The sequence below is a fragment of the Cobetia sp. UIB-001 genome, from assembly GCF_044789135.1.
Taxonomy (GTDB): Bacteria; Pseudomonadota; Gammaproteobacteria; order Pseudomonadales; family Halomonadaceae; genus Cobetia; species Cobetia amphilecti.
The window spans coordinates 4,166,896-4,177,640 of record NZ_CP058244.1 but is presented as its reverse complement, the minus strand read 5'-3'; the positions used below and the strand labels follow the sequence as shown (position 1 = coordinate 4,177,640).

Annotated in this window: 7 protein-coding genes; 6 read left to right on the top strand and 1 reads right to left on the bottom strand. The window is 63.7% G+C overall.

The window, feature by feature from the left end:
• The first annotated feature begins 888 nt into the window (after window positions 1-888).
• The 6 genes from rpmH to HA399_RS17315 all read left to right on the top strand — a co-directional run bounded on the left by rpmH (window position 889) and on the right by HA399_RS17315 (window position 8,684).
• Window positions 889-1,023: a 50S ribosomal protein L34 gene (rpmH, locus tag HA399_RS17340; protein ID WP_043331656.1), complete on the top strand. Its 135-nt coding sequence runs from the start codon at window positions 889-891 to the stop codon at window positions 1,021-1,023.
• A gap of 11 nt (window positions 1,024-1,034) precedes the next feature.
• Complete coding sequence (rnpA, locus tag HA399_RS17335; protein WP_052384306.1) at window positions 1,035-1,424, top strand: ribonuclease P protein component; 390 nt, start codon at window positions 1,035-1,037, stop codon at window positions 1,422-1,424.
• A gap of 119 nt (window positions 1,425-1,543) precedes the next feature.
• The gene (gene yidC / locus HA399_RS17330; RefSeq protein WP_043331659.1) at window positions 1,544-3,208 is read left to right on the top strand and encodes a membrane protein insertase YidC; all 1,665 of its coding nucleotides are present in this window, start codon (window positions 1,544-1,546) and stop codon (window positions 3,206-3,208) included.
• Between the two features lie 210 nt (window positions 3,209-3,418).
• Entirely contained in the window at window positions 3,419-4,837 is a 1,419-nt protein-coding gene (gene mnmE / locus HA399_RS17325) for a tRNA uridine-5-carboxymethylaminomethyl(34) synthesis GTPase MnmE (protein ID WP_043331660.1), read from the top strand.
• A gap of 137 nt (window positions 4,838-4,974) precedes the next feature.
• Window positions 4,975-6,870 (top strand): ABC transporter ATP-binding protein, encoded by a 1,896-nt coding sequence (locus tag HA399_RS17320; RefSeq protein ID WP_404325617.1) that lies wholly within the window; start codon window positions 4,975-4,977, stop codon window positions 6,868-6,870.
• On the top strand, window positions 6,867-8,684 hold the full coding sequence (locus tag HA399_RS17315; RefSeq protein ID WP_404325616.1) for an ABC transporter ATP-binding protein: 1,818 nt from the start codon (window positions 6,867-6,869) through the stop codon (window positions 8,682-8,684). The genes HA399_RS17320 and HA399_RS17315 overlap by 4 nt, the downstream gene beginning before the upstream one ends.
• A gap of 160 nt (window positions 8,685-8,844) precedes the next feature.
• Here HA399_RS17315 and HA399_RS17310 read toward each other — a convergent pair whose 3' ends face one another.
• Window positions 8,845-10,542, bottom strand: coding sequence for a 23S rRNA (adenine(2030)-N(6))-methyltransferase RlmJ (locus HA399_RS17310; RefSeq protein WP_404325615.1), 1,698 nt, complete (start codon window positions 10,540-10,542; stop codon window positions 8,845-8,847).
• Between the last annotated feature and the right edge of the window lie 203 nt (window positions 10,543-10,745).

Genomic DNA, 10,745 nt, shown 5'->3' with positions numbered 1-10,745 from the left:
GCGACCTCACATCCAGTTGTCGAAGGGGCGGCCATTGTATAGGCCAAGCCACGAGTTATCCACACGACATCTGCCGCAAAAAGCACTGTGGACAACATCGGTATTCTTCAAGTATCCGCATCGGGACAGGCTGGGGAGTATCCGCGCACAAGATTTCGACTGTGGACAAGACGACAGTTATGCACATGGCCATGCACAGGCTGAACGCAGGTTGCCCACCACTTATCGCCAGAGCTGTCCTATCGACATGCAATTGAGCAAGATAGGAAAAAACAGGTTATCCACAGCAACTGCCTTCCTTAATAGTTATTGGTTATTCAGAACTACCTCTCTGTAGTAATGACAGCAGCCCCGCGATCTTCGAATCACGCGAGGTGCGAGGGGCTGCGATCGCGCCGATAGAATCCCGGGTTATCCACTGCGACTTTTCGGCACGCCTGACACGTCAGGGGGGCGGGAGTGCACAACCGCTCGTCAGAAACGCGAGTCCTTGAGGCTCACGACTGAACACAGGACTTGCGCCTTCCCGTGCATCGCCATGGCGGGCGATGCCGATCACTCAGCCCCACTGAGCGCTGAAAAAGCGCTGATCGCTTGCCTGGCGAGCGGTGCCTGTAGGCTCAAGGACGCCAAATCGAATTTTTTTGTGCCCGAAGGCCTGTCTTGCGCGTGATCCGCGTGAGACACGAAGCGCCATATGGCGGGCGGCGTAGACGATATCTGTCGTCAAATGCCGCGAACGGGCTGTGGACAACTTCCAACGCGACATTGCAAGCCACTTGCAGATTCACTAGAATCCCTGCCCCTGACCAATCTGCCCTGTCCTCATGTGGATACAGGGCAACATTCGTTGACCTTTTCCAAACAACCACGTGGGAAGAAGCAGCTATGAAACGCACATTTCAGCCGAGCGTCCTGAAGCGCAAGCGCACACACGGTTTCCGTGCTCGTATGGCGACCAAAGGTGGCCGTGAGGTCATCCAGCGTCGTCGTGCGAAAGGCCGTAAGCGTCTGAGCGCCTGATCGAGGCCCGGATGTCCCGTCAGGGATTTCCCCGGCAGCTTCGCTTGCTGACTGCCGGGGATTACCGGCACGTCTTCGATCACACCACCCTCAAGGTACACGGCAAGGGGCTTCTGGCCCTGGCGTGTCCGAATGACCTGGGACATGCCCGCCTGGGGTTGGTGTTCAGCAAGAAGAACGTGCGCCGTGCCGTAGATCGCAACCGCCTCAAACGTCTGACGCGCGAATCCATTCGCCTCCGCCAGCAGCGCCTTCCGGCCGTCGACATCGTCGTACTGGCCAAGCGAGGCGTGACCGAGCTGGACAACGAGACTCTGCATCGCCAGCTGGACGGCATGTGGGCTCGTCTGGAGAAGGACGCCAGACGCCAGAAAGCGGCCAAGTCAACGCCACCTGCCTGACGCGACACCTGCCCGGTGCGTCCGGCATGTGGCGTTTTTTTCGTTATACGCCCTACCGTTCGTGACCGGACTCATCTGACTCCCCGCCAGATTGATTCACCCTCCAACGGGTATACACCATGGACGTCAAACGATTACTCCTCGTGATTCCGCTTGCGGTTGTCGCCTATCTGATGGTGGTCCAGTGGAACAAGGACTACGACCAGCCGGCTGCGGAAACACAGGCTCCCCAGGTTGCCTCTCAGGCCGCCAATGCCACTGCGCAAGGCCTTGAAGCCCCAAGCAGCAGCACGACTGCCAATGGCGATACCGGCCTCTCCACGCCGGATAGCGCAGCAAGCACCCCGAGCAACAACCTGATTGAAGTCAAGACTGACGTGCTGGACCTGCGTATCGATCCGCAGGGCGGTGACGTGGTCTATGCAGCGCTGCTCGAGCACAAGCAGAACAACGCTTCCGAGTCGCCCTTCGTGCTGCTGTCCGACAATCAGTCACGCAGCTACGTGGCCAAGTCCGGCCTGCAGCTGGATGGCCACAAGGGCCGTATCGCCTTCTCTGCCGACAGCAACAGCTACACCCTTGCCGAGGGTGACGACAGCCTGCAAGTGGACCTGAAGGCCGACATCAATGGTGTTGCGGTCATCAAGCGCTTCACCGTCAGCCAGGACAGCTACCAGATCAAGGTCGACTACCTGCTGGACAACCAGTCCCAGCAGCCGGTCAATGCTCGCTTCATCGGTCAGCTGGCCCGTGACAACAGCGCGGACCCGACCTCCGGTGGCGGCATGGGCATGAAGTCCTATCTGGGGGCGGCGTTCTCTTCTGAAGAGAACCACTACCAGAAGGTCGATTTCGAAGACATCCAGGACGGCAGCTTCAAGAATGTCGACGTCCAGGGTGGCTGGGTGTCCATGATCCAGCACTACTTCGTGTCTGCCTGGGTGCCGGCTGACAACCAGAAGAACCTCTACTACGCCAACGTCGACAAGCAGAACCGCAATGTCGCCGCCTTCGCGAGCCCGACGACCCAGATCGCCGCGGGTCAGCAGGCTGAGCTCGGCGCGACCCTGTTCGTCGGCCCGAAGGATCAGGACCAGCTGGAAGCGACCGCTCCCTACCTGGAACTGGTCGTCGACTTCGGCTGGCTGTGGTTCCTGGCCAACCCGCTGTTCTGGCTGCTGGAGCACATCCACGCGCTGGTCGGCAACTGGGGTGCCTCCATCATCCTGCTGACCGTTCTGGTCAAGGTCGTGCTGTTCCCGCTGTCCGCGACCGCGTACCGCTCGATGGCCAAGATGCGCAAGATGGGCCCCGAGATGCAGCGCATCAAGGAGAAGTACGGCAGCGACCGCCAGAAGGTCTCCCAGGAGATGATGAAGTTCTACCAGACGGAGAAGATCAATCCGCTGGGGGGCTGTCTGCCGATCGTGATCCAGATGCCGGTCTTCATCGCCCTGTACTGGATGCTGATGGAATCCGTCGAACTGCGCCACGCGCCGTTCATGCTGTGGATCCAGGATCTGTCAGTGAAGGACCCGCTGTTCATCCTGCCGATCATCATGGGCCTGACGATGTTCATCCAGCAGCAGCTGAACCCGACGCCTCCGGACCCCACCCAGGCGAAGATCATGAAGATGCTGCCGATCGTCTTCACCTTCTTCTTCCTGTGGTTCCCGGCAGGTCTGGTGCTGTACTGGATCGTCAACAACACGCTGTCGATCGCTCAGCAGTACGTCATCACCCGTCAGATCGAGAATGCCGAGCCAACCAAGAAAGGCGCATGATGCCTTTCAGGTTCGCCTGACATGACTCACCCACGACCCTCGCCTCGGCGGGGGTCGTGGCGTTTCAGGGCCCTGATTCCGGGGACTGCGTCGACACTCCCGCCGCAAGGCGCCTTTCCCGTCACCCCGCTTGCTGTCACGGGCCTCCAGCCGCGACAATAGCGGCCATCTCCTTCATCTTCATTCCGGCTTCGCGCCCGAGGTTTGTGCATGTCTACCGCCTACCAGCCTGACTCCATCGCGGCCCTGGCCACTCCGCCCGGCCGTGGTGGCGTCGGCATCATCCGTGTCTCCGGTCCGGCCTGTCAGGCCATCGCCCAGGCCATGCTGGGCCAATGCCCGCCGGCACGCCGCGCCCACTATGGTCCCTTCATGGGACTGGACACCCAGGGCAACCCCATCGCCCTCGACGAAGGCATCGCGCTCTACTTCCAGGGCCCGAATTCCTTCACCGGCGAGGACGTGCTGGAGCTGCAAGGGCACGGCGGGCCGGTGATCATGGACCTGCTGCTGGAGCGCTGCGTGCAGCTGGGCGCACGCCTGGCACGCCCCGGTGAATTCAGCGAGCGCGCCTTCCTGAACGACAAGCTGGACCTCGCCCAGGCCGAAGCCATCGCCGACCTGATCGACGCCAGCTCACGCGCGGCGGCCGAGAATGCGCTGCGCTCGCTCAAGGGCGAGTTCTCGACGCGCGTCAGCGCGCTGGTGCAGCGCCTGATCGAGCTGCGCATCTACGTCGAGGCCGCCATCGACTTCCCCGAAGAGGAAATCGACTTCCTGGCCGACGGCCATGTCGCGGCGCGCCTCGATGAGGTCAAGGCCGAGCTGGTGGGCGTGCGAGCCGCTGCCAACCAGGGCGCTCTGATGCGCGAGGGCATGACGGTGGTGATCGCCGGCCGCCCGAACGCCGGCAAGTCGAGCCTGCTCAATGCGCTGACCGAGCAGGACACCGCCATCGTCACCGATATCGAAGGCACCACCCGCGACGTGCTGCGTGAGCACATCCATCTCGACGGCATGCCGCTGCATATCATCGATACCGCCGGGCTGCGCGACACGCCGGACGCCGTCGAGCGCATCGGCGTGCAGCGCGCCTGGGACGAGATCGAGAAGGCGGACCGCGTCCTGCTGCTGGTCGATGCCGCGACCACTTCGGCGACGGACCCGATGGAGATCTGGCCGGAATTCGTCGCGCGCCTGCCGGACCCGTCCCGCCTGACGCTGGTCCGCAACAAGATCGACACCAGCGGCGAGACGCCGGGGTTGACCGCCATCACCGCAACACAGGATGGCGATGCCGAGCTGGCACGCCACCAGGCCAGCGTGGTGCGCATCTCGGCGCGCGACAATCAGGGCCTCGATGCGCTGCGCGATCACCTCAAGGACATCATGGGCTTCACCGGCACGGCAGAGGGGCGCTTCAGCGCCCGCCGCCGCCACCTGGATGCGCTGGAGCGCGCTGGCGAGTCCCTCGACAACGGCGACGCCCAGCTGCATGGCGCCGGTGCCGGCGAGCTGCTGGCCGAAGACCTGCGCGCCGCCCAGATGGCGCTGTCCGAGATCACCGGCGAATTCTCCGCCGATGATCTGCTCGGGGAAATCTTCGGCAGTTTCTGCATCGGCAAGTGATCGCGCCGAGCTGACTCCCGCCCGCAGGCGGCCTCTCTTGCCGACAGTGCTTGCGTCTGGCTGTCTCCCTCTCGTTATACTGCCTCTGCCGACCCCTCCGAGTGGCGGAGGCGGGCAGGGGCAGACCGGGAGCCGACATGGCGGGACGCGCGACATCGAACAGACCGCAGGATGCCCATCGCGAGTCCCGTGACTCCAACGCCTCTCTCCCGCCGGCCCCCGCCGCCGAGCTGACTACCGGGCCTCTCCCCGAGGCCCCGTTGCGCCACCTGCTGCTCGACTTCTTCACCCGCCATTGGCCCCGCTATCTGCTGGCCATCGCGTTCCTGATCGGGGTCGCGGGGCTGAATCTGCTGTTGCCGTGGGCGATCGGCGCCACCATCGATGCGTTGCGTGATGGCAGCCTCGACCATGACGCCTTGCTGAGCCGCCTGTTGTGGCTGGTAGGCGCGGGGCTCGCGCTCTATGCACTGCGCTATGCCTGGCGCGTGACGCTGTTCGGCACCGCCTATCAGCTGGGGACGGAACAGCGTGATGCCTTTCATGCCAAGCTGACGCGCCTGGACCCCGGCTTCTATCAGCGCCACCGCACCGGAGACCTGATGGCGCACGCCAGTCAGGACATCGATGCCGTGGAGATGGCCGCCGCGGAAGGCGTGCTGTCCAGCGTCGATGGCGCCATGACCTTCGTGCTGGTGCTCGGCATCATGCTGATCGCCATCGATGTGCCGCTGACGCTGCTCGCCCTGTTGCCATTTCCCTTCATGGCCTGGGCCTTCGCACGCATCTCGCGAAGGATCGGAGAGCGTTTCCGCGAATCGCTGGAGCGCTTCTCGGACCTGAATGACCAGACCCAGGAAGCCTTCGCCGGCATTCGCATGCTCAGAAGCCATGCCTTGCTGGAGGATGAAGGCGCAAGATTCTCGCAGCGTGCTGCCGCCGCCGAAGCCGTCGATTATCGCGTCCAGAAGCTGGAGGCGGCCTTTGATCCGGTAGTGTTCATTGCGCTCTCGGCGGCGACGCTGCTGACGCTGGGTGTGGGTAGCTGGCGCTATCTGGATGACGCCATCACCCTGGGCCAACTGACCAGCTTCACGCTCTATCTAGCGCAGCTGATCTGGCCGATGTTCGCGCTTGGCTGGTGCCTGAATATCCTGCAGCGCGGCGCGGCAGCCGCACGGCGGCTGGCCACCTTCCACGCCGCGCCACAAGCCCTTGAGGACAGCGGCACTCTGGACGAGGTCAGTGACCATTCACTACGCCTTGAAATCAATGAATTCCACTACCCGGGCAGCCAGCAACGTGCCCTTGGCCCCCTCTCCCTTCAGGTGACGGCAGGGGGGAGTCTGGGGATCGTCGGCGCGACCGGCAGTGGCAAGTCCACCTTGCTGCGTCTGCTGTCGCGCAGCTGGCCTCTGACGCCAGAGCAAGGGGTCTTGACGCTCGGCAGCAGAGAAGCGAGTGAGTACACACTATCGGCCTGGCGCCAGCAGTTCTCACTGGTTCCCCAGGACCCGTTCCTGTTTGCGCTCTCGGTAGCCGACAATGTCGCCCTCGCCTGCCCCGAGGCCTCCGACGAGCGAATTCGAGAGGCGCTGCGCGCAGCAGCCTTCGAGGAAGATCTGCGCCGCCTTCCCCAGGGGTTGGAAACGCTGGTGGGTGAGCGAGGCATCACGCTCTCCGGCGGCCAGCGTCAGCGGTTGGCATTGGCACGCAGCCTGCTCAGCGAGGCGCCTATCCTGCTGCTGGACGATACCTTGTCGGCGGTCGACCAGGTCACCGAACGCACCCTGCTGAAGACTCTCGCGCGCCTGCAGCAACCCGATCACCACGGCCTCAAGCGCACGCTGATCATCAACTCCCATCGTCTGTCTGCCGTACAGGCCTGCCAGCAGATTCTGGTGCTCGAGGATGGGCGCATCCTGGAACAGGGCGATCACGCCAGTCTGCTGGCCGCCCGCGGCGCTTACTGGCGCCTCTGGCAAGCCCAGCAGGTCAACCGCGAAGATGATGCCAAGGCGGAGCGCTCATGAGCCACGATGCCGCGACACGACCCGACACCCTCAGCGGCACTCGCCTGCTCAGTCGACGGCGGCTGGCATTGCTCTGGCAACCGCTGGGCAGGCGCCGCGCAGAGGTCCTGCGCGCGCTGTTGATCCTGATCGCGGCGACCGTACTGGATGTGCTTGGCCCGTGGCTGACCCAGCGCTATCTGGATGACTACCTGATTCCCGGCAACCTTGCCCCCGAGGCCCTGGCAGGATTGGTGGCCATCTACGTGATCACCCAGCTGGGCGCCGCCGCCGGACGCTATTTCCAGCAACTGCGCTTTGCCCGTCTGGCCCTCGCCAGCGTGCGCGATATCCGTGAGCGAGTCTTCACACACCTGCTGCATCAACCACTATCGACTCTCGACAATATCGCCGCCGGTGAATTGGTGGCCCGTGTGACCAACGACACCGAGTCGCTCAAGGAGCTGTATATCGGGGTGCTGGCGACACTGATCGGCAATGTGGTGCTGTTGATCGGCATCCTGTCGGCGATGGCCCTGATGGATGGCACCCTGGCGATGATCGCGACGGCACTGGTCCCGCTCTCCATCGGCATGATCTGGCTGTATCAGCGCTTCTCCGGGCGCGCTGCACGCGAGGTGCGCCGCCTGCGTGCCTTGCAGAATGCCAGGATCGCCGAGGCGATCGGCGGCATGAGTGTGCTGCAGGCAAGCGACCAGACCGAACGCTTCAGTCGGCGCTATCACCACCTCAACGTCTCCCAGTATCAGGCGCGCATGCGCACGGTGCGTGTGTCGGGGCTGCTGTTGCGTTCGGCCATCGACCTGATGGCGATGCTGATCACGCTCTCGCTGGTCGCCGTGTTCGGGCTGCGCGAACTGGGGGGCGGTGCGGAACTGGGGGTGCTCTACGCATTCATCGCCTGGTTGGGACGCATCAGCGAGCCCCTGATCCAGATCACGCAGCGACTGCAGGTCTTCCAGTCGGCGCTGGTGGCGACAGGCCGGCTGGAAGAGGTGCTGGACCGGCCACGCGAGACGCTTGAGCCAGACACGCGCGCCGCGAGGAAAGCCACGCATGGGCACACGGACAATGCCGTGATAGCGAGCGGTCACTATCAGCTCGAGCATCTGAGTTTCCGCCATCAGGGGGCGGAGGGTCCGGCCCTCAATGGACTGACGCTTGCCATCGAGAGCGGTGAGTTTCTCGGCGTGGTCGGCCCGACGGGCAGCGGCAAGTCCACCCTGCTCGATCTGCTCAGCGGGCAGCGCCCTGCCCCGGCGTCTCAGCTGCTGTTGGATGGTCGTCCGCTGATGGAGTGGTCGGCTCAACAACGCGCTACCGCGATAGCCGTTGTCCCGCAGGAGCCCTTCATCCGCGCCACGACACTGCGCGACAACCTGCTGCTGGGTCGTGAGATCAGCCAGCAGCACCTGTCACGGGTCCTGCACAAAGCGCACCTGGCGCCGCTGGTCGATAGTCTGCCGCTGGGGCTCGACACCTTGCTGGGCGAGCGCGGCCTCAGTCTCTCCACGGGTGAGCGCCAATTGCTGGCGCTCGGACGCGCACTGGTCACGACACCACGCGTGCTGTTGCTGGATGAGGCCACCGCCAGCATCGACAGCCATACCGAAGCCCTGTTGCAGCAGGCGCTGCATGAACTGCGCGGGGAAGTGACCTTGATCGTGGTGGCACACCGACTTGCCACGGTACGCGATGCGGACCGCCTGCTAGTGCTGGAACAGGGCCGCATCACCCAGCTGGGGGCCCACGATGTCCTGATGGCAGAACCCGGCCTCTATCGGCGGCTATGGCGGGAAGACATCGCGCACTGATCAGGCCGCTGGTCACCACAATACAAACGCCCTCACGATGTAAGCCCCCCACGACGCAAACGGCGCCACAACGCAAACGCCCCCACAGGCATGGCCGGTGGGGGCGTTGTCAGTCCGAGCTCTTGATATGGCGCTCAGCGTTCTGCGTTCACCTCAGCCATCACGGCTTGCGCGGGCCGCGTGGCTTGTTGCTCTGAGTCTTGCCAGAGCTGTCCTTGCCAGGCGCTGACTTGCCTGAATTCGTCTTGCCAGCTGCTGACTTGCCAGAGCTTTCCTTGCTGGCGCCGCCCTTGGCAGCCTTGCCTCTCATGGCATTGCTTTCCTGCTTTTCACGCAGGGCACGCGCTTCACGCGCATCCAGCGGCTTGCCGACATCCTTGTTGTCTTCAGGACGCTGCTTGGCCGCGTACTTTCTGGGCAGTTTGGTCGTGCTGTTCGGGTTGACCTGACCATCACGACCGATCGCCGGCGTACTGCGCATGCTGACCCGCGTGGAACCTTCGCGGCGGCCCTTGCCCGGCACGCTGGAGGACCAGTCGCTCCAGCTGGCAGAATCCTTGCCAGCCGTCTCACCCTTGCCACGCGGACGAGTCGGCTCGACAGCGGCCGTCGACTTGCGCTCGGCAGGCTTCTCGCTGACGCGCTTCTGGCTCGGCGCGGAATGCCCATGCACCTCATCCTTGACCTGCGCCTTGATGCTGGTCTTGGGCTTGGCAGTCGCGGAATGACGCTTGCCCTTGGCCTTGGGCGTCGCACTGTCATTGCGCACGCGAGGCTTGGCCCAGCCTTCACCGCGCTTGAGCTTCTCGCGCTTGGGCTTGGCCTGGGTCACCTCGACATCGCTGTCGCGCTTGACCTTCTGGTTGAGCTTGCGCAGTGACAGCAGGCGCTCACGCGGCATTGGCTTGGGCTCGTTGCGTTCGCGGGCGACTTCCTCCGACAGCCACCACAGGCCCTTGTGCTCGACGGCAACCGACTGCGGAGCCGGCAACGCGCCCTTGAGCACCTCGACCACTTCCTGCATGGCGGTGGAGAACTGACGATCGAACTGCCACGGCGGATTGATCACCAGCATGCCGGAGCCGTACATGCCGTGCTCGCCTTCCGGCGAATCGATCGTCAGCTCGCTGCGCCACATCGGTGCCGGCGAATGCTTCTTGAGGCGCTCGAGCAAATCATGCTGACGACCCGCCGGCAGCAGCGGATACCAGATCATGATGGTGGCATGACGTGACTTGCGCAGGGTCTCGACCACGACCTCGGCGACATCACGATAATCATTCTTCAGCTCATAGCTGGGGTCGATCAACACGGCGACGCGCGGCGTGGTGACCGGCACGGCCGCCAACAGACCGGACAGACCATCCTGCTGACGACGCATGACCTTGCCGAGGCTGTCACGCTGCACCGGGGCCTGATCGAAGTGGTAGATCTCGCCCGGATGCAGCTCATAGGCCAACAGGCGATCGCCGCGGCGCAGCGACTGGCTCAGCCACCAGGGCGAACCGGGATAGACGCTCAATTCGCTGGCGCTGCCCTTGGCGGCATCCGGCTGCATGTCCGCCAGACGTGCCAGCCAGCGAGCCAGCGGCTTGTCAGCTGACGGAGACTTCGGCTCACCTGCATCGGTCAACCAGCGATCACGCACCTGCCACAACGGCAGAACGCCCTGCTCGTATTCGCGCAGCTGTTCCGTCTCGCGGGCCGCCAGCGGATACCAGCCACGACCGGCGTGAGTGTCGATAAACGTAACGGGAGATTCTTTACGTAATAGCTGCTCGGCCAGGGTGGTGGCGAGCAGGTGCTTGTGCAGGTCGGCAAAATTGCCAGCGTGATAGGCGTGCTGATAGGCGAGCAAGAGCGCCTCCTTGATACGGCGATATCTGCCACATCCAGCGAGGCAGCAGATAGAAATCGGGGGGCGGCGACGAGAGGAAAACCAGACAAGGCCGCCGAAGGGGCTGAAGGATAGCAGAGATGATCACTTGTCACCCCAAAAGCCGTGCTTGCCAAGCAACGAGGCCCACGCAAATGCGCAGGCCTCGTGGTCATTCACCGTCA

Bases quoted from the DNA above. Each gene is read 5' to 3' on its own strand.
- rpmH (WP_043331656.1), top strand. From the start codon at position 889: ATGAAACGCACATTTCAGCCGAGCGTCCTGAAGCGCAAGCGCACACAC.
- rnpA (WP_052384306.1), top strand. From the start codon at position 1,035: ATGTCCCGTCAGGGATTTCCCCGGCAGCTTCGCTTGCTGACTGCCGGG.
- yidC (WP_043331659.1), top strand. From the start codon at position 1,544: ATGGACGTCAAACGATTACTCCTCGTGATTCCGCTTGCGGTTGTCGCC.
- mnmE (WP_043331660.1), top strand. From the start codon at position 3,419: ATGTCTACCGCCTACCAGCCTGACTCCATCGCGGCCCTGGCCACTCCG.
- HA399_RS17320 (WP_404325617.1), top strand. From the start codon at position 4,975: ATGGCGGGACGCGCGACATCGAACAGACCGCAGGATGCCCATCGCGAG.
- HA399_RS17315 (WP_404325616.1), top strand. From the start codon at position 6,867: ATGAGCCACGATGCCGCGACACGACCCGACACCCTCAGCGGCACTCGC.